Source organism: uncultured Campylobacter sp., from assembly GCF_938030785.1.
In the GTDB taxonomy this organism is placed as follows: Bacteria; Campylobacterota; Campylobacteria; order Campylobacterales; family Campylobacteraceae; genus Campylobacter_B.
The window spans coordinates 1-19039 of sequence record NZ_CALHIK010000077.1 but is presented as its reverse complement, the minus strand read 5'-3'; the positions used below and the strand labels follow the sequence as shown (position 1 = coordinate 19039).

15 protein-coding genes and 1 tRNA gene are annotated in these 19039 nt (G+C 47.1%); 9 read left to right on the top strand and 7 right to left on the bottom strand.

Translation table 11 applies throughout. The features are described from left to right. Positions 1-365 precede the first annotated feature (365 nt). Both Q0438_RS04260 and Q0438_RS04255 read right to left on the bottom strand, forming a co-directional pair. Positions 366-1067 (bottom strand): hypothetical protein, encoded by a 702-nt coding sequence (locus tag Q0438_RS04260; RefSeq protein ID WP_299187730.1) that lies wholly within the window; start codon positions 1065-1067, stop codon positions 366-368. A gap of 2 nt (positions 1068-1069) precedes the next feature. Next, positions 1070-3577: a molybdopterin-dependent oxidoreductase gene (locus Q0438_RS04255; RefSeq protein WP_299187727.1), complete on the bottom strand. Its 2508-nt coding sequence runs from the start codon at positions 3575-3577 to the stop codon at positions 1070-1072. Positions 3578-3901: 324 nt separating this feature from the next. Between Q0438_RS04255 and Q0438_RS04250 the strand changes: the two genes are divergently transcribed. Both Q0438_RS04250 and Q0438_RS04245 read left to right on the top strand, forming a co-directional pair. Then, positions 3902-3976 (top strand) — tRNA-Glu (locus tag Q0438_RS04250). 158 nt (positions 3977-4134) lie between these two features. Continuing rightward, on the top strand, positions 4135-4725 hold the full coding sequence (locus tag Q0438_RS04245; protein WP_299187725.1) for a YceI family protein: 591 nt from the start codon (positions 4135-4137) through the stop codon (positions 4723-4725). Between the two features lie 259 nt (positions 4726-4984). Here Q0438_RS04245 and Q0438_RS04240 read toward each other — a convergent pair whose 3' ends face one another. Together Q0438_RS04240 and bioB are read right to left on the bottom strand one after the other, a co-directional pair. Continuing rightward, positions 4985-5410: a hypothetical protein gene (locus Q0438_RS04240; RefSeq protein ID WP_299187723.1), complete on the bottom strand. Its 426-nt coding sequence runs from the start codon at positions 5408-5410 to the stop codon at positions 4985-4987. Positions 5411-5449: 39 nt separating this feature from the next. Continuing rightward, entirely contained in the window at positions 5450-6439 is a 990-nt protein-coding gene (gene bioB, locus Q0438_RS04235; RefSeq protein WP_299187722.1) for a biotin synthase BioB, read from the bottom strand. Between the two features lie 239 nt (positions 6440-6678). Here bioB and mnmG point away from each other — a divergent pair, with 239 nt between their 5' ends. Further along, positions 6679-8571, top strand: coding sequence for a tRNA uridine-5-carboxymethylaminomethyl(34) synthesis enzyme MnmG (gene mnmG / locus Q0438_RS04230; RefSeq protein ID WP_299187721.1), 1893 nt, complete (start codon positions 6679-6681; stop codon positions 8569-8571). 562 nt (positions 8572-9133) lie between these two features. On the opposite strand, the gene Q0438_RS04225 is transcribed toward mnmG, so the two are convergent. From Q0438_RS04225 to Q0438_RS04215, 3 genes are read right to left on the bottom strand one after another with little or no spacing between them, the layout of a single operon-like run. Further along, positions 9134-9724, bottom strand: coding sequence for a cytochrome c3 family protein (locus Q0438_RS04225; RefSeq protein ID WP_299187718.1), 591 nt, complete (start codon positions 9722-9724; stop codon positions 9134-9136). Continuing rightward, on the bottom strand, positions 9658-11415 hold the full coding sequence (locus Q0438_RS04220) for an FAD-dependent oxidoreductase (protein ID WP_299187715.1): 1758 nt from the start codon (positions 11413-11415) through the stop codon (positions 9658-9660). The genes Q0438_RS04225 and Q0438_RS04220 overlap by 67 nt, the downstream gene beginning before the upstream one ends. A 22-nt stretch (positions 11416-11437) precedes the next feature. After that, a complete protein-coding gene (locus Q0438_RS04215; protein ID WP_299187712.1) occupies positions 11438-12862 on the bottom strand; it encodes a metalloid reductase RarA in 1425 nt (474 codons plus the stop codon). Between the two features lie 243 nt (positions 12863-13105). Between Q0438_RS04215 and Q0438_RS04210 the strand changes: the two genes are divergently transcribed. The 6 genes from Q0438_RS04210 to Q0438_RS04185 all read left to right on the top strand — a co-directional run. After that, complete coding sequence (locus tag Q0438_RS04210) at positions 13106-13840, top strand: response regulator transcription factor (protein WP_299187709.1); 735 nt, start codon at positions 13106-13108, stop codon at positions 13838-13840. Beyond that, a complete protein-coding gene (locus Q0438_RS04205; RefSeq protein ID WP_299187707.1) occupies positions 13833-15110 on the top strand; it encodes an ArsS family sensor histidine kinase in 1278 nt (425 codons plus the stop codon). Before Q0438_RS04210 ends, Q0438_RS04205 begins: the two co-directional genes overlap by 8 nt. Positions 15111-15815: 705 nt before the next feature. Further along, a complete protein-coding gene (locus tag Q0438_RS04200) occupies positions 15816-17369 on the top strand; it encodes an ATP-binding cassette domain-containing protein (RefSeq protein ID WP_299187706.1) in 1554 nt (517 codons plus the stop codon). A 241-nt stretch (positions 17370-17610) separates the two neighbouring features. After that, positions 17611-17931, top strand: a complete 321-nt coding sequence (locus tag Q0438_RS04195; RefSeq protein ID WP_299187704.1) for a c-type cytochrome — start codon at positions 17611-17613, stop codon at positions 17929-17931. Positions 17932-18031: 100 nt separating this feature from the next. Then, positions 18032-18853 (top strand): riboflavin synthase, encoded by an 822-nt coding sequence (locus Q0438_RS04190; RefSeq protein ID WP_299187703.1) that lies wholly within the window; start codon positions 18032-18034, stop codon positions 18851-18853. 17 nt (positions 18854-18870) lie between these two features. Next, positions 18871-19039, top strand: a 169-nt coding sequence (locus tag Q0438_RS04185) for a laccase domain-containing protein (protein WP_299187733.1), incomplete at its 3' end; no start/stop codon positions are given.

Genomic DNA, 19039 nt, shown 5'->3' with positions numbered 1-19039 from the left:
GCTCTTTGAAAATCTTCGTTCATTTTATACCTTTAAATTTTAATGTGCGGCTCGCTGCGATGCGAGTGCTGTTTCGATTTATCGCCGCGAGCTTTAAATTTAGCCGTTTAGCATAGCGCCGTCACTGCAAATGCTTCATACTCGGCGTCGCCGCAAATGTTTAGCATAGCGCAGTTGCCGCGAATTTTAATTTGATATCATCGCTGCAAATTTACTTTGGCGCCGCCGTTCTCGCAATACGTTTTGAAAGGAGATTTTATGCAAATTTTGTTTAAAATTAATTTAACTTTTTAAATTTAAAAGCGGCGACATGGAATTCGCGCGGCGTCTGAAATTCAAACGCAGCGCAAATTCCGTACGCGGCTCTACTCGATCGGCGCTTTGCTTTGCAAAAATCGCACGAGCGTCTCGTATTCGTCGGGCTGCAACCCCGAGTTTTGTATCATCGTCTCGACCACGCTAGGCCAAACATTGACGTTAAACTCGTCGTATCCGTGCAGCGCGTGACAGCTACCGCAGCGCTCTTTGAATAGATTTTCGCCCGCGTCGTAAATTTTAGCCGCGTCGTCCGTCACTGCGAGCTTTGCGACGTAGCCGTCGATAGTGACGTTTGCCCATTCGTTATCGTAGTCGTCCTTCACGGTCTTTAGCGTCTTTAGGCTCTTTGCGTTTTGCGCTTGCAAATCCTGCTCCAAAATCCCAAGCCTTGCGTAGCTTACGTTGCTTCCCTCGGGTACGAAGCCCGCGTATCGCACCTGCACGTAGTCCTTGCCGTCCTTTAGCACCTCTAGCTTCGCGCCTACGTGCAGCCTGGCGATCTCCTTGCCGCCCGCTTTGTTTAGAAGCGGGGTTTGAGCCGCGACGAAAAGATCCGTCGCGCCCAAATGGCAAGCTGCCGCGAGTAAAAACGCCGCTAGCGCTTTGGATAAAATTTTACCTCGCTTGGACGCGCAAATTTTATCCGTTTCGCATGAAATTTTCTCCGCGCTAAATGATGAAATTTCACTCGCGCCCGGCGATGAAATTTGACCCCGTTCGCTCGCGTAAATTTTAAAATTTTGTCTCATCGCTAGCTCCTTTTGCCGAATTTCGGCTGTGAAAATACTGCAAGCGGCGGAAGCTCGCCTTCAAATTTCTCGATCTGCACCAGCGCGGTGGCTTGGTTGCCGCACGCAAGCTTCGAGCTGGGCTCGTTGGGCACCAGCACGTTTGCGTTGCCGTGTACGCACATATCGCCGCTATCGCTAAAGAGCGGATCCCACCAGCCGCCTTCTTGCATCCGCACGACGCTTTGCTTTACGTTTTCGGTGACGATGAGCCCTGCAAGCGCGGCGCCGCGATCGTTGAAAACCCTAACTACGTCGCCGTTTTTAAGTCCTCTTGCTTCGGCATCTTTTGGGTGCATCCACACGGGCTCGCGACCGTCAATTTCTTCTAAGCTTCGTAGCCAAGTGTTGTTTAGCTGCCCGTGCAGGCGGTATTTCGGATGCGGGGTTATTAAATTTAGCGGATACTTTTGCGTCTTTTGCGCGTTCCCCAGCCACTCCATCGGCTCCATCCATGTGGGATGCGCAGGGCAGTCGTCCAGCGCCGCTTTAGCGATCTTTTTCGAGACGACCTCGATCCTTCCAGACGGCGTTCCGAGGCGATTTATGATAGGATTTTTTCTAAATTCCTCCATCGCTACGTATTCGTAGGCGTGCTTTGGAATTTCAAATTTCACGAAGCCCTTTTTCCAAAACTCCTCAAATTCTGGCATCTTTATCTTCGATGCGTCCGCTTTTTTCTTCGAAGCGTCGTAAAACTGCCTGATCCACTCCATCTCGCTCTTGCCCTCGCTAAACGCCATATACTCCTTCTCGCCGAACTGCTTTAGAATTTCGCAGTAAATTTTATAGTCGTTTTGCGCCTGCTCGTAAGGCTCGGCAATCTTATGCATAGCGATTATAAATTTATTCGTATGCGACTTGGTTATGTCGTCGCGCTCCTGCTCGGTAGTAGCGGGCAGAACGATGTCCGCCATGCGCGCACTCGCCGTCCAGAAGCACTCTTGGACTATGAAGGTGTCGAGCTTTTCAAACGTGCGCGCGAGCAAATTCGTATCAGGGTGGTGCAGATACGGGTTGCCGCCCGCCCAGTAAGCAAGCTTGATGTTAGGGTAGGTTATCTTTTTGCAGTTAAAATCTATCTCCTTGCCGGGATTGTTGATGCAATCGACGATGCGCGAGACGGGGATTGCGATGTTGTCGCGGTTTTTCCACTCGCCCTCGCTGGCAGGCACGATACTCATGCTGCCTAAGCCCGGGAAAGCCGAGGAAGTAGTCGCCGCGCCGCTTGAGAGGCTTAGCGCACTTCCTACCGGAGCTGCGGGGCTAGGGCAGCCGCCGTCGCTGTAATGATAGCCAAAGCCGTATCCACCGCCAGCAAGCCCGATTTGGCCCACGAAAGCGGCAAGCACCGTCGCCATCCAGTGAAACTGCTCGCCGTGATGAGCGCGCTGCGGACCCCAGCCGCACATTATCATAGTGCGCTTGCTGCCTAAAATTTTAGCCAAGCCTTTGATCTCATCCTCGCTCACGCCGCAAATTTTAGACGCCCACGCCGCGTCTTTTTTGAGCCCATCTTCGCTTTCGCCTCTAAGATAGGCTTTAAATTCCTCGGCGCCGTGAGTGTATTTTTTAAGAAATTTCTCATCCGCAAGCCCTTGCGCCATCATCTCATAACATATTGCCATCATCATCGCAACGTCGGTGGTAGGGTTGATCGAAATGTGCTCAGAGCCTAAAAATTTAGCGGTGTTATTATAGACCGGATCGATCGTGATCACCTTTACGCCGCGCTTTTGCATCTGCTCTTTTAGCTTTGCGAAATATAAATAGCTCTCATGATCGGGCACGGCCCATGCGATCTGATTGGTATTGATCGGATCGGCACCCCAGATGAGCACCGCTTCGCTATTTTTTAGGATCGTAGGCCACGCGGTTTGCAAGGCGTTGGCCTCGTCCGTTCCGCTGATGTGCGGAGTTATCGCGCTTATACAGTGGCACGAGTAGTTAAGTTTTCTCGTAGTGTAGCCGCCGATGATATTTAGCATGCGACCGAGCAGGGTTTGCGGGTTATTTACGCTGCCGACGCTGTACCAGCCGTAGCTGCCGCCGTAAATCGAGCTTGCGCCGTAGTCTTTAAGTACGCGCTTTAGCTCGTCCGCTACGAGTTTATACGCTTCATCCCAACCGATCTCGATCCACTCGTCCTTGCCGCGCATGCTTTTGTCGCTCTGCCAGCCTTTTTCTAGATAGCCTTTTCGCACGCATGGTCGCGCGATGCGCGTAGCGTCGTATGTGCGCGCCGCAAGCCCCTGAGTAAGGCTGATCGGGAAAAAATCGAGTTCACTCGCGCTTAAAACGCCTTCAAATTTGCCGTTTCGCCTAAGAGCCCTAACCGCGCCGAAATGCGAGGCGGTGATCGGCGCATCCTCGCTATTCATCAGATCGTCGCTGATAATGCTAGTGGCGTTCGCACTCGCCGCACCTGCCGCACTCGCGGCAACACCTTTTAAAAATTCGCGTCTTTTCATTTTCTCTCCTTTAATGTGAAATGAATGAAAGATTTATGGAATTTTAGCATTAAAATTTAGGTTTTTTCGTGTATCCCAAAGTGCGAGAGAGAAGTTTTATTTTTGTATTTACACAAGCGCTGTTTTGGGAGATAGGCCGGCATGAAATTTCTGAAAATAATTTAGGTGCAGTCGGTTTGCTCGGTCGTTTTTGGTCTTTCGCGTGGCTTAAAAAACAAACAATAGGCTATTGGTGTGCTCAAATTTTATTATTTTCGTCAAAAGGCGCTTGGTTTAATCCAAAATTTATATACACTTCGCTATTATCCTGTTTTCAATTTTCGCGGCCCACTCGTCTAGTGGTTAGGACGCTGGCCTCTCACGCCGGTAACAGGAGTTCGAATCTCCTGTGGGTCACCATTTTCAAACTCCACAATCATCGTATTTCAATCGCATATCGCCTTTAAGAATCATCCGTTTTTCTAAATTTAAAAGTATTTTTTAGCCAATATCTTATTTAATAGAATTTTAAGGCGGAATGTTTGATAATTTGGTTCATTCCATCGTAAAGGATCGCAATGAAAAAGTTATCTTTATCTCTTTGCGCCGTTGCGCTATTTATGTGGGCTCCGTGCAGTGCCTTGCAAATCGACGCAGATGCCGCCAGAATCGATTTTATCTCTTATAAGATGGCTAGTAAGATCAGGGTGCCGGAAAGCGGCGCGCCGGCTACGTTTAAAGACGCGAAATTTAGCTTTGCAAAGACTAGCGGCAGCGTGGCGGAAATCCTGCAGGATGCGAGCGTGGAGTTTGATCTGAGCTCTATCGATACGGGCAAAAACGTCGTGCGCGACAACAACGTAAAGAGTAAATTTTTCGCGCTGCTTACGACGCAGAAGGTCAGCGGTAAGATCGTGTCCGTCACGGGCGATGATACGAGCGGCACTGCGAACGCATCGATAAACTTCAACGGCGCCTCAAAAGAGGTCGCGCTCAAATACGAGATCAAAGGCGACAAGCTCGTTGCGATGGGGCAGATCGATCTGCAAAGCGACTTTGACGCCAAAGAAGCCTTCGATAAATTCGCCGCAGATAAGGTAATCCAGGGGCTTCACGGCAAAAAGACGTGGCCGCAGATAGAGGTGGGGTTCGAAGTGCCGGTGAAATAAATTTTAAAATTCGGCGGCGAATGCAGATCGATACGGTCGGGTTTCGTTTTTGATTAAAATTTCATCGCTGTGCCCGTTTTGTGATCCAGCGCGGCGTAGATAAAGCAGATAAATTAAATTTCGCTGCATAGATTTCTTGGCGAAATTTGGCCCTAAATTCCTTTAAATTTTGGCTAAATTAAGTCTCAAAATTTCGCGGCGTCTATAAATTCTCGTATCTAAATCCTGCGCGCTTTATAAATTTAGTTAGCGCTTGCGGCTAAATTCCGCCGCTACTTATATTTTCAAGATTACTCAGCCTATTCCAGTTTTGTTCGTTTTGTAAATTTCTCATATTCTGTCGCTGCTGCATCTGCTCCAGTTGCTGCTGCGATTGCTGTTGCATCAGGCTTTGCTGCGTGGCGATATACTGCTGCTGCGCTCTTTGTTGAGCTTGCGCGCTATTCGCTCTGAATGAATTAAACGCGTCTTGCGATGCCGCTTGCTCTTGCGCCTTTCGCGCGACTTCGGCGTCGATTTTTTGCCGCTTCGCGCAGCGGTTTGGCTGCTCCTTATTTGGCGAGCTTGCGATGTCGCATCTTTTCGCACCTGTTGCAAACAAAGCCTCCTTGCCGTCCTGCGAGAGCGTCGAGCAGCCGTAAAGCAACACGACTAAAATCAAGGCAGAGAAAAATTTTAACTTCACGGCTACCTCTTAAATTTTATCTTTAATTCCCGACCGACGCTAATCCGCGCCCTTTGCGAGGTCGAATCCGCACTGCGCCACAAGCGCCTTATCGCTTGCGATGCTATCGCCGGTGGTGGTTAGGAAATTGCCCGTAAGCGCCGAGTTGATGCCGCATCCAAGCGCCGTGCGCACGTGCTCGCCCAAATTTCGCCTGCCGCCTGCGAAGCGCAGATACGCGCGCGGCAAGATGAAGCGGTAGATCGCGATCGATTTTAAAATTTCATCGTGCGCCAGCGGCGCAGCGTTTTGCAGCGGAGTGCCTTTGATCGGGGTTAGGATATTGATCGGCACGGAGCTAACGCCCAGCTCTCGCAGCTGCAGCGCCATATCGATGCGATCCTCCATGCTCTCGCCTAGCCCGAAAATCCCGCCGCTACATACGTCAAGCCCCACGGCGCGGCAATTTTCGATAGTTTGAATGCGGTCATCGTAGCTGTGAGTCGTGCAGATCTGCGGATAAAATTTTCGCGAAGTCTCGAGATTGTGATGATAGGTCTGCACGCCGCTAGCTTTAAGCAGCGCCAGAGCGGGCTTTGAAGCGATTCCCAGCGAGGCGCACAGATGCAGCCGCGTTTCGCTTCTCAGCCGCTCATAGATCGCGCAGTATGCCCCTAGATCGGAGCTTTTTTGAGAAATTCCGCGCCCGCTGGCGACGAGCGAGAAGCGGTGCGTCTGTTCGGCTTCGTTCGCAAGCGCGGCGCTTAGCACCTGCTGCTCGCCCAAGATCCCGTAAATTTCGCAGCCCGTGTTAAAATGCGCCGACTGCGCGCAGTATTTGCAGTCCTCGCTACAGCGCCCCGATTTTACGTTTATGATCGTGCAGAGATTGAATTTATCGCCGCAAAAAGCGCGCCTAATCTCATCTGCCGCCGTAAAAAGCGCCCCTAAATCCTCGCATTGCGCCAGCTCTAGCGCCTGCTGCTTTGCAATCTCGCAGCCGCCTATTACGCGATCTTTCAGCGCACAAACATAAGCCTTATCTATCATCATTCATCCTTTTTGATAAAAATGCGTAATTATACAACGCTAAATTTAAAGCAAAGCTCGCGCGTGAAATTTTGGCGCAGGAATTTTTCGCTAAAAATTTACGCGGAATTTCACGCCCTTCGCACACCGATTTTGTGCCGCGATTTTTATGGACGGCTCGTCTGCGTCATCTGTGCGCGATTTATCGTTTTGAAATTTTATTTTAGCTAAAATTGCGACTTTAAATTTAAAGGCAAAAAATGAAATACGACGTTATCGTTGTGGGCGGCGGACACGCGGGTATCGAGGCAAGCTTGGCCGCCGCAAAAATGGGCGCAAATACGCTGTTAATTACGATCTTGGCCGAACAGATCGGCGCTGCGAGCTGTAACCCAGCAATCGGCGGCCTTGCCAAGGGACATCTGGTAAAGGAGATCGATGCGCTGGGCGGTCAGATGGGGCTTGCGGCGGATGCATGCGGGCTGCAGTTTAGAATTTTAAACGAGAGCAAAGGCCCTGCGGTACGCGGTTCGCGCGCTCAGATCGATATGGATGAATACCGTATCTATATGCGAAATTTGCTGCTAAACACGCAGGGGCTGGACGTCAGCCAGGAGATCGCGAGCGAAATTTTAACCTGCGAGCAAGGCGACGGCCCGCGCATTTGCGGGGTTAAGAGCCATCTTGGCAACGTTTATGAGACCGAGCATCTGATAATCACCGCAGGCACCTTTTTAAACGGGCTAATTCACGTAGGCGAAAACAAGCTGCAAGCGGGGCGCGTGGGCGAGCTAGCGAGCGTCGAGTTAGCCGAATCGCTACGAAGCTTGGGGCTGCAAATGGGGCGGCTAAAGACCGGCACCTGCCCAAGGATCGATGCTAAGACGATCGATTTTAGCGTGCTTGAGCGCCAAGACGGCGACGCCGATCCGCGTCCTTTTAGCTTTCGCAGCAAAAATTTTGCGCCGAAGCAGCTTGCTTGCTTCATCGCTTATACGAACGAGCGCACGCATGAGATCATCCGCGAAAATTTCGCCCGCGCGCCGATGTTTACGGGGCAAATTTCAAGCACCGGTCCGCGCTACTGCCCGAGCATCGAGACTAAAATTTATGAATTTCCAAATCGAGACCGCCATCACGTCTTCGTCGAGCCGCAGACGCGCGAGGCCACGGAGTATTACGTAAATGGGCTTTCTACGAGCCTTCCTTACGACGTGCAGATTGCGTTTTTGCGCACGATCAGAGGCTTTGAAAATGCAAAAATCGTCCGCCCGGGCTATGCGATCGAGTACGATTTCATTGATCCTACCGAGCTTAAACACAGCCTCGAGACCAAAAAGATCCGCGGGCTGTTTTTAGCAGGCCAGATCAACGGTACCACCGGCTACGAGGAGGCTGCGGCGCAGGGGCTGATGGCGGGCATCAACGCCGTGCTTGATTTGCGCGGGCGGCAGCCTCTGATTTTGCGTAGGGATGAGGCGTATATCGGCGTTTTGATCGACGATCTGGTTACCAAGGGCACGAACGAGCCCTACCGAATGTTTACTTCGCGTGCGGAATTTCGCCTGCTGCTGCGCGAGGGCAACGCCGTGCTGCGCCTAAGCGAATACGGCCGCGAGATCGGGCTTTTAGACGAGGTGAGCTACGAGAGGGCGAGCAAATTTAAGCTCGATGTGGAAAGCGGAATGGAATTTTTGCTAAAAACGCAGATTACCCCTTCGAAACAGACGCTTAGCCTGTTGCAAAGTATCGGCACAGAGCCAATTTCGCAAAGCTGTAGTTTGCAAAAAATCGTAGCCAAAAGCGGCTTTTCAAAGGCGGGCCTGCTCGCTCTGGCGCCGCATTTTGAGGGCTTTAGCGATGAGGTTTTGGATGAAATTTTAACGCAGTGCAAGTATTATTTTTACATCGCGATGCAGCGCGCCGAGGTCGAGAGGATGAAGGGGTTGCTTGGCGTCGCGATCCCGCCGCAGATCGATTTTAGCAAGATCGGAGGGCTTAGCAACGAGATCGTGCAGAAGCTAAACCGCTTTGCGCCGCCGACGCTTTTTGCCGCGAGCGAGATCAGCGGCGTAACGCCCGCCGCGATCGATATTTTGCATATCTACATCAAACAAAATTTTGGCGATAAGCTTGGGATAAAGCGAGAATAGAATGCTAAAGTATAAAAGGCTTAATAAAGTAATTTTAAAATTTATAGTGAAAAATCTGGACGATATTTTAAAATATGTTTCAGTTTGAACTAAAACTATGTTTTGATAATTACGCCAATAGTAAATTTAGATTCATTGTCAAGAATTGCTCAAAAAATACTTTTTTTACATACGGTATGTCGCCGAAATTCTTTTTTATTCACTTCCTGGTTCAAAATTATTTCTCGAACAGCATAAATTAAAGGACGCGGCCGACAACAACATTCAAGAATTAGGTTTTAGTATTGACACCTCAGGAATAAACAACATATTCATATTAAAAGACGTTATACGAGAAGAAGAAATACCTACTATTTTTGAAGAAATAGTCGAACGATATATAGACGGCATTAAATATCTAAATTGTTTTAAATTTGAGCTACTAAACTACAGATATAAAAGAGAGATCCATTGCTTTTTGCTAAAATTGATAAGAGAAAATCCGCTTAACTTATCTTGAGCTATTTATATTTACAGAGGAGATAAATCCGCCCCGAGTGAGGCGGATTTATCAAGTAGGAGATTATTTTTCGCTAGGCGGATACATCTTCCAGCTGCTATCTACTTTCCAGTCTATCGGGTGGCAAGACATACAAGTATTTAGCTTTTGCGGATGATGCACTGCGTGACATGATTGGCACTGAAGCATTTCATTGTCTCTATTATGGACACCATTATGCGGGTTAGACAAACCATAGTGCGCAGTCTTTTTCCTGATATCGTCTATCTTATGACAGCTGGTGCACTGCTCGTTTGTAAATCCTCTTTGTTTTGTTGGCATCTCAAAATCGCCCATCGCATACATCCTGACCTCGTTTAGTTGCTCACCTATGGTTGGTGTATGGCAGTCGTGGCATGTTACATTTGCGTCGTTATGCTTTTTAGCTAGCATATTTCCCTTTGTAAAAGAGTCATACTCTGGCTGCATGTTGTGACACATGATACAAAATTCAGCTTTGTGGCTAGCTGCTTGTACCTGATGAAACGCTATAAAACCTATGACGGCAGCTATTATTAGCCCTATTATCGTATATTTTCTTCTCTTGCTCATGCTTGTACTCCTTTTGCGTTTGCCGCAGCCTGATAGCCCGCTAAGCGTCCGTAGCATAGGCATGTTCCGTGGCTAGTGCCGGCTAAAACTACCGGATAGTCGCCCAAAAAGCGTCCGCCCATAACATTACCGCAGGCATAAAGTCCCGAAATTTCGTTATAGTCGGTGTCTAGCACATTTGCAGTGCTTGGCTCAACGGTAAAGCCACCCATTACGACCAGGCTCGCACCTACTCCCATTTTGCCGGCATAAAACGGCGCGTGACGTACTGGAAACATCCTCTTTGCGGTCTTACCAAAGTCATCATCGTAACCTTTGTCGCATAGCTCGTTGTAGCGTTTTATAGTTGCTAAAAACTGCGTTTGTGCCTTTTGATTATTAGGGTATAGCATACCGGCAAGTTCTTCTATGCTGTTTGCTTTAAATACATCAGGCATCTCTTCAATATCTTTTACCGATATATACGATGTTTTGCCTATCGCCCACTGGCAGTCAGGTGGAAGCTTTGGATTATCTTCTACACAGTGGTTTACACTGCCGTGTGATACGCCCATGAGGCCGACTTGCTCTGGAAATTTAGAGTCAAATACCTGCCAGCCAAAGCCTCCTGGTTGGCGAGAGAGCGGCTGAGTGACTTGCTGACCGCTTAGATCTTCATTTGTAAAGCGCTCTCCCTTTGCATTTGTTAGTAAAAACGCATCAACGCCAAGCGGTCCGCCAAGCGTGTGAGCGACTGGTGCGTGCGGTCCGTCTTCTAGCTTTGCGCCTATCCATGAGCCAAGTTTGTGTCCGTCTCCCGTGTTTGTCGGATTGTTTTTGTAGTCTCTGTTTGGAAACGGACAGAAGAAATTTGCCACCCACGGCACAAATGTTTTTACCATCTCAGGATCATTCATATAGTCTCCCGTGGCTAAGATTACTGATTTGGCATTTATCTTGATATATGAGCCATCAGACATATTTTGCGCGATCGCTCCTTGCATTTTGCCAGTTGTTTTGTCGCGAAGTAGCTTTTGTGCGCGAGTTTTGAAGATATATTTTGCGCCTTGTTTTATAGACTTTTCATAAACTAGCTCCATCATCGGCTCTTGACTAGGTAAAAAGGACATAACAGTTGGATAGCTTGGGCTGTTTTCCTTACTTGGGTCGTATCCGGCCGGGAGTGGATAGTGCATAAGCATCAAATTTATCTTACTTCTATCAAGCTGCGTATCGGTCTCTTTCATAAAATGCACCGCAGGAGCAAGCTCTATCATCCAGTCAAAGTCCTCGCCGCTGTGATCCGCCCAGTAGTTCCAAACGCGCTGATCGGCACGGTATCCCATCTGTTTTAAGTGCTCATTTATAGCCGCATTCTTATCATACGTGATGCCAAGCTCTCTTTGAAATTTATTGCCTAGAGTACCGTACTGACCGCTTCTAACTTGAAAGCGACCGGCTTTTTCTAGGACGATAACCCTTGCGCCTTTTTCGCTAGCAGCGCGCGCAGCGTGAAGCCCTGAAACGCCAGCACCGATGATAAGCACGTCGGTTTCAAGCGTCTCTTTTATATCTTTGTCTGAAATTTCAGGCTCAACACCTAGCCATTTTGGCACTTCAGGGGCTTTTGCAACTTCCTTTTTTGGATGGATGAGGTGATTGTTCGGGTTATCACAGCCTGTTAGCAGCGCTGATCCTGCTGCAACTGAGCCAAGTGTGAGTGCGCCACTACGTTTTAAAAACGAGCGGCGTGATAGTTCATTTTTTTCTACCATTTTATACTCCTTGTTTCAAGTTTTATTTTAATATGTCAAAGTCGTAAGAGGCTCTTAGCCAAAGCTCTTCATCCGTCGTTTTGCCGTCAGAGTCACCGTTTGTATATTTTAGCTTTCTATCCATAGTTTCGTAGATAGCAGATAGCTTTAAGCCTTTTACTGCAGGAACTTTATAGCTAACTTGCACGTCCCAGCCCTCTACATCTATCCTAGTTCCTGGCGCTTGACCGTGCAAGCCGCCTGACCTAACGTTGCTGCCGTTATGCTGCTTGCCATACCAGTAGTCAGCGTCCACTCTAAGACCGTCGACGCCTACGTTGCTAAAGTCGTAGCCTGCGCTAAATTTATGTAAATTCATACCAGCAAAATTCATAAATAAAAACGGACCGTAGATCGGAGTAGCCGTAAATGACCCAACGTCGTTACCTATACCTTGAAGCGCCATTTGGTTTTTGCTAACGGTTGAATATGCATATCTAAGATCAAAGCCGTAAGCGTTATAAAGCCCTATCATGCCTGCGTAGTAGTTGCCGTTAAAGTCGAAATTCTCTTTTAAAGTACCGTTTGTTCTTGAGCCTTTATACATAAAGTCTATGCCAACGATCGCGTTTTCAAAAAGCGTAGGCGTTTTGTAGCCAGCAGCTGCGAAGTAGAAATTTATATCGCCTTTTGAGTTGGCCGCGTCATCGTATTCAAGACCAGATACGTTTGCGTAACCCGCCGTGAGTGAGACGCCGGGAAGGCCGCTATATGTCACAAATGAGTTAAAGATATTGTCAAATTTATAAGCATAAGGCCCAAAGCCGCCGATAACAACTCTGTCTTTAAATCTTGGCGCACCATGATCGCCGCCCGTTACCGCGCTTGATCTACCTGCAAATTTCCAAAAGTCAGCTAGGCCGATAACGGTATTTATACTATCAAGCTTTATCCTAGCGCTCACGCCCTCAAATGCCTCTTTGTAGCCCACGTCCGTGTTTGTTGCCACAAGCGGCGGCACTAGGCCTGTGTATTTTGAGTTGTAGTACTGGCGACCTAGTTTAAAGTCGATATAGTCATTTTCATATCCTAAGTAGGCCTCTGAAAGTGCTACACCTTCGCTATTCCAGTCATAGGCAAAATACTCTTTTGCAGCCTTTGACGGACCGAAATTTACTAAGCCCTGAGCCGTAAGACCAAGCCTAAAGCCATAGTAAGAGCCGGTTAAAAACCTAAGCTCAGCACCTAAACCACCGATGTGCTCACGAATTTTATTTGTTCTGCTGGCTGGCGGGAAGTACTCGGTCGAGTCCATATCGTAGTATGAAAATACTGTCGCACCCATAGTGCTTGTTTGTAAAGCCTCCGCCAAGCTCTCACTCGCACTTGTACAGGTCGCCATAGCCATAAGCGCAGCCAAACTAAGAGCAAATTTACTCTTGCTTGTAGTTAAAAAAGATGTTTTCACTCTAAACTTCTTAAATTTCTTTTTTAGGCATTTAACAATGCCTCCTTTTTAAGCTTGGCTTATCGCATCATCATCTACGATCATGCCACGCTATGTAAAATTTGTCTTTTTAGTTTTGCCATTTGGTGATATGTCTAGAATAACCACGCCCTTTTAAAACACAAAACCACCATGTTTTATGGCATCCCCCTTGGATCAATGAGCACAATTATAACATGTAGGCCTATCAAAAACGGTAAGATTTTGGTAACATTAACTAAAAAATATTTTTTAGTTTTAAATTTTAAATTTGATATAATCTCTACTATGATAGAAATTTTACTTATAGAAGACGATCTTGAACTGGCCGAGCTTTTAAAATTTGCATTGGCAAAAAGTGAGATTGGCGTAACCATAGTCACAAATCCGGTTGAAGGACTTAAAATTCTAGACGCAAAAAATACTTTTGACGCATTGGTGCTTGATCTTGGTTTGCCAGATATGGACGGCCTTGACGTGTGCAAGCATGTTAGGCAAGGCTATCCATCGTTACCTATCATCATATCGTCGGCCCGCAGTGAAACGCTAGATAAGATAAAGGGCTTTGAGCTTGGGGCGGATGACTATATGGCAAAGCCGTATGAGCCTATAGAGCTTGCATTTAGGCTAAGAGCGATACTCCGTCGAGGGATACAAACTAGCAACGACTCCAAAACCTTTTGCGTCGATAAACAAAGGCGTATCGTCATAAAAAACAAAGAGGAGATAGCGCTAACGAAAGCGGAATTTGACATCTTTATCTACCTTTATGAAAAAGAGGGGATGGTTATACCAAGAGAGGATATTTTGATAAATTTGGGTCAGGCGAAATTTCAAAGCGGACTAAAAAGCATCGATGTCGCCATAGGGCGCTTGCGTCAAAAAATAGGAGACGATCCTAAAAATCCGCGATTCATTCACCCCGTGCGCGGTATAGGGTATAAATTTATCAATGCGTAATATAACCATAATCAAACTAATATCATTTTTCTTTTTTGCCGCGTTAGTTATAGTAAATTTAGCATTTTTCATCGAATCAAAAAGGCAAATAAGAGATGCGGAGTATTTTACCTACCAGCGCTTTATGCTAGGCATGCGCATACGCGGACAAGAAGACGGCAATATAACCAAGCAGCTAGCGCAAATCGGACTTAAAAATAGTGATCTCGATCCAAATGAGATCAGGCAAAATGGTGAGAAAATTTTTAGCGATTCGTATGCCGATATGATAAGATACAACAAAAAGCTCTACTTTGTACCTAGATTTTCTTCCATAGATCCTAAGATGTTTTCACGTATTATGGACGCAGCCGGGCTTAATATATCAATCAAAGATGACATTGCAAAAAACGATCTGCCTTTAGAAAATTTAGAAGAAATTTCTTCGCATAACATTTGGATACTTTGGCTTATAGTAAATATCGTAATGGCCGCATTTTTCATAGTCGTCTTAAAAAAATTGCTGAGACTCAGAAATTTAAAAAATATGATAAGAAGAGCAGGAGAAGAAGATAAATTTAGACTGATAAAAGTAGAAGCAAATGATGAAATAGGCCAAATCGCTAGCGAATTTAATACGACGATGCAAAAAATAGATGCGATAAAACAGGCTAGAGCGCTATTTTTACGTAACATCTTGCACGAATTTCGCAACCCGATAATGAAAGGGCGGATCATGGCGGATATGATAGCCGAAATCTTACAAGACGATAAATTTAAAAGTAGATTAAAACAAATTTTTATAAGGCTAGAAATGATACTTGGCGAGGTTGTCAAGGTCGAAAAACTAGTATCTAATCAATGGGAGCTTAAGAAAAATAAGCACCGAGTTATAGACATCGTCGATCACTCGGTAGATATGCTTTTATTAAAAGACACGAGCCGCATAGAAGTGCGAGCGGATGCGGAAATAAGTGCGGTTGAGGTTGATTTTGAGCTTTATGCAACCGGAATTAAAAATTTGATCGATAACGCCTTAAAATACTCTAGCGAAAAGGTTGTTGTAAGCATAGATAAAAATGCTCTATGTATAAGTAGCGTAGGCGATGAGCTTGATCCGGAAAGACTTGATTTTAATAGAACTTTTAATAGAAAATTTGAGACGTCAAATTCAGGACTTGGCCTTGGACTTTATATAGCAAATCAAATTTTTATAAAACACGGCCACACCTTAAAATACAAGTACGAAGACGGTAAAAATATTTTTCTAATATGTTTCATAAACACTTGATCTAAAAATAACTTGTTTATTAATACTTATAAATTATTTTAAGCTCGTTATTTGCGCTGATTAATTCATTTATAAAGCCTAACAAATCTGTTATTAATAGTACAATGGCGCCTCTGTGATATCCGCCATATTTTTTTGGTTTACGATAATTCCGAGATTTTTTAGATATTTAGTCACTCCGCAGAAGCCACAATAAGGTAGCTGAAGAAGAATTCACACACGCACGCTAAAATTTAACGGCTCTTTCGTCGTGTAGAAAAGATAAAATTTTAGTAGAGTACGGTATGGGGGCGTCTAAATTTAAACGTGATCGTTTTGGTTGATGCGCGGCGTTAAATTTTATACGGCTTGTTAAGACTGTGGCGATGAGTAATTTTAAAATTTTGATTTTGGCGTGGGTAAAATTTAACGACAGCGCGTTCTGTCGTCGAGGTATAATGTATGGGTATCTGGCGGTATATCGACGTAGTGGAGATTGGCAAGTGTTACATATAAACGAAGCGAATTAAAATAAGAATGCGGATGAAATTAGCGCCGCGTGATACATATAAATAGCAGCATGCCCCGTAAACGATGTGATTCGCGATAAAATTTTGCGTAAATTAAGGCGAAATTTAGCCGACGAAATGAGAACGGATTTAAAATTTAACCGTTTTTTCAAGCGAATTTTGCCACAATTGCGCTCAAATTTTGTTGGGGCGAAAGATGAAAAAATATACCAAACAAATCCTTGCGATGCTCGCGCTAAATGCGATCTACAGCGGCTCAGGGATCTTAATTTTAAGCTTTATCAATAAATATCTACTTGACGGCGCCGAAAGAGGCGGCAGGATCATCGCGCTATTTTTCGCGCTCTTGGCGCTATTTTTGCTACTTTCGGTGCTAAGCCGCATCATGCTTTGCAAGATGGAAAACGACTTCGTATTCGATCTGCGCACCAAGATCATCAAGCAGATCATCGATACGAGGTTCGAGCACATCGAGGCTGCGTCGAAGGCGAACCTGCTTGCGTCCCTTTCTAGCGATATTTCGCGCCTAACCGAAGGCTTTATGCGCATCTCCGAGCTGATCCAGGGCGCGATGATCGTGCTGTTTTGCGGCATCTACGTGCTATATATCGCGCCTATGATGTTTGCGTTTTTATTCGTCTGGATCGGCGCGCTGATGATATTCAACCGTTTTTTGATGAAAAAGGTCATGCAAAATTACGATCTGTACCGCCAAAACGAGGACGTTTTGTATAAAAACTACGCCGCGGCGATCGAGGGGCACAAGGAGCTGTCGCTAAGCCTAGCCAAAGCAAAGAGCCTATACGAAAACGATTTTTTGCCCAACGCGCAAAATTTACGCCAAAGCTCGCTGCGAGCCGAGGTTTACGGCGCGTTTGCGAGTAATTTTATGAACGTAATGATGCTAGGCGCCGTAGGCTTTGTGCTTTATTTTGGGCTCAGCGGCGGCAAAGCGGAGCTTGCAAACGCCGTAACGATCGCGCTTACGGTGCTTTTTTTGCGCGCGCCTTTGATGATGCTCATATTCTCGCTTCCTAGCGTGCTGCGCGCCAAGATCGCCTACGCAAAGATAAATGAGCTAAACTTAGACCCGTTCGTGCAGGGCTTCGAGCTTGTGCAAATGCAGCCATGGCGCAGCTTGGAGCTTAAAGACGTGGGCTTTTCGTATCCGGGCGGGAAATTCGGCATCAAAGGGGTAAGCTTGCAGCTAAATGCGGGCGAGACAGTGTTTTTAATCGGCGAAAACGGCAGCGGAAAATCGACGCTTTTTATGATCTTAGCGGGTCTTTATACGCCGCAAATGGGCGAAATTTTAGCCGACGGCGCGGCCCTTAAACCCTCCGATCTGCGCGCCTACAGCAATAACATAAGCGCGGTTTTCAGCGATTTTTATCTCTTCGACTACGCTACGGGCGATGCGGAGATCGCGCGCGAGTGGCTGGCGCTTACGCATCTGCAGGATAAGGTTGAGCTAAAGGGGGCTAAATTTAGCACCACGAGCCTATCTAGCGGGCAGCGCAAGCGTTTGGCGCTCGTAAGCGTGCTGATGGACGGGCGAAAATTTTTGATGCTCGATGAATTTGCGGCCGATCTCGATCCGCAGTTTCGCACGGAGTTTTACGAGCGGATTTTGCCCGAGCTGAAATCGCGCGGATACACGATATTTGCGATCTCGCACGATGATAAATACTTCGGCGCCGCAGATAAAATTTATAAGATGCAAGGCGGCGAAATTTCGCGGATCAAATAAAATTCCACCGCCGCGGGTTCTGTCGTCTAAAACGCAGCGCCTCGCAACTCGCGTCATGTTTTAAGCTGCGCCTGCCGATCCTGCTTTAAATTTGATCAAGGCCCTTGAAATTCCGCCGCGCGCGGCTTGCCGAGAATGTTTTTTGCGTTCACGCTCGCTAGAAATTAATCCAAATTTTTAAACGCAAATTTAAGAATTTCAACTATAATGCGCGCCACAACTTAATCGTAAAGGATGAAAAATGAGAAAAGTTTTAATCGCATGCGCTGCATTGGCGGCGTTTAGTTCGGCAGCGTTTGCCGCAGACGGCGCAACACTATATAAAAAATGCGTGGCCTGTCACGGAGCCAACGCCGAGAAGCCTTATCTTGGCGGCAAAGTACCTGCGCTAAACACCCTAAGCAAGGAAGAGATCGTAGCTAGCCTAAAGGGTTACAAAGACGGCACCTTGGGTGACGGCAAGGGAAAATTCGGCATGATGGGCGTTATGAAGGGGCAAGTCGCTTCACTTAACGACGAATCGATCGAAGCGCTAGCCGATTTCATAGTCTCTAAAAAATAATTTCAAACTTCATTCGGCGGGCTTCGCGCTCGCCGAGCTCGCTTAACTTTAAATTTTAAAATTCTACGCTAATATCACGTAAAAATTCCAAAGGCTCATAATGTTTAACGGACTGATCAGAGAGATCGCGCAGGTTGCGAGCTTTAGCGGCGATTCGCTGCGACTGCGCGCGAGATACCGCCCCGCGCTCGGCGATAGCGTCGCGGTAAACGGCGCGTGCCTGAGCGTGACGCGGCTTTTTGCGGACGGATTTGCGGTACAGCTTTCTAGCGAAACGGCGCGCATCATCGCCGCACAAAACCTGCGCGGCTCTGTGCATATCGAGCCTGCGATGCGGCTAGGCGAGCGCATAGACGGGCATTTGATCCAAGGGCATATCGATGCCGTAGGCGAAATTTATAAAATTTCAAAGCTTGCAAGCGGCGTCGATTTTTGTATCCGCGCACCGCTGCATATAGCGCCGCTGCTAGCGCCGAAGGGCTCGGTGGCGATCGACGGCGTGAGCCTAACGATAAACGAAGTGCTTGAAGGCAGCGGAAATTTTATTCACAAAGACCGCAAAGGCCCGCACGGTTCAAATTTTAGCGACGAAGGCTCGCACGGGCAAAATTTTAACAGCTCAAATTTCGTTCGCGATCCAAACTCCTTGGGCGCAAATCTAAAGAGCGAAGCGCAATGCTGCGCCATTCGCCTTACGATCATCCCACTCACGCTTAAGGATACACTCTTTGGAACCTACAAAATCGGACGCCGCGTAAATATCGAAACTGATCTGCTTGCGCGATACGTCGCGGCACAGCTGGGATTTGCCGGCGGACAGCTCGTCGGTCGCGGCACTGTTGCGGCGCGCGATGAGAGCGCCGAGGGCGAAAAAGAGGGGCTTTCGTGGGACGCGATAGATAAAATTTTGAGCCTGTATTAGGCGCCAAGTAACTTGCGATGGCTAAAATCGAAATTTGCAGAGAAAATCTTGAGCTTGTATTGGACGGGCACGGCGTGCTAGCTGGCTTTAGCACGCGCGAAGGAGGCGTAAGCGTCGGAGCTTACGCGAGCCTAAATTTAGGGGATCACGTAGGCGACGATCCGCAAAACGTCGCGCAAAACCGCG

Excerpts from the sequence above, each read along its gene's own strand:
- Q0438_RS04190 (WP_299187703.1), top strand. The coding sequence starts at position 18,032 with ATGTTTAACGGACTGATCAGAGAGATCGCGCAGGTTGCGAGCTTTAGC.
- Q0438_RS04220 (WP_299187715.1), bottom strand. The coding sequence starts at position 11,415 with ATGGTAGAAAAAAATGAACTATCACGCCGCTCGTTTTTAAAACGTAGT.
- mnmG (WP_299187721.1), top strand. The coding sequence starts at position 6,679 with ATGAAATACGACGTTATCGTTGTGGGCGGCGGACACGCGGGTATCGAG.
- Q0438_RS04205 (WP_299187707.1), top strand. The coding sequence starts at position 13,833 with ATGCGTAATATAACCATAATCAAACTAATATCATTTTTCTTTTTTGCC.
- Q0438_RS04225 (WP_299187718.1), bottom strand. The coding sequence starts at position 9,724 with ATGCCTATGCTACGGACGCTTAGCGGGCTATCAGGCTGCGGCAAACGC.
- Q0438_RS04195 (WP_299187704.1), top strand. The coding sequence starts at position 17,611 with ATGAGAAAAGTTTTAATCGCATGCGCTGCATTGGCGGCGTTTAGTTCG.
- Q0438_RS04200 (WP_299187706.1), top strand. The coding sequence starts at position 15,816 with ATGAAAAAATATACCAAACAAATCCTTGCGATGCTCGCGCTAAATGCG.
- Q0438_RS04245 (WP_299187725.1), top strand. The coding sequence starts at position 4,135 with ATGAAAAAGTTATCTTTATCTCTTTGCGCCGTTGCGCTATTTATGTGG.
- Q0438_RS04260 (WP_299187730.1), bottom strand. The coding sequence starts at position 1,067 with ATGAGACAAAATTTTAAAATTTACGCGAGCGAACGGGGTCAAATTTCA.
- Q0438_RS04255 (WP_299187727.1), bottom strand. The coding sequence starts at position 3,577 with ATGAAAAGACGCGAATTTTTAAAAGGTGTTGCCGCGAGTGCGGCAGGT.
- bioB (WP_299187722.1), bottom strand. The coding sequence starts at position 6,439 with ATGATAGATAAGGCTTATGTTTGTGCGCTGAAAGATCGCGTAATAGGC.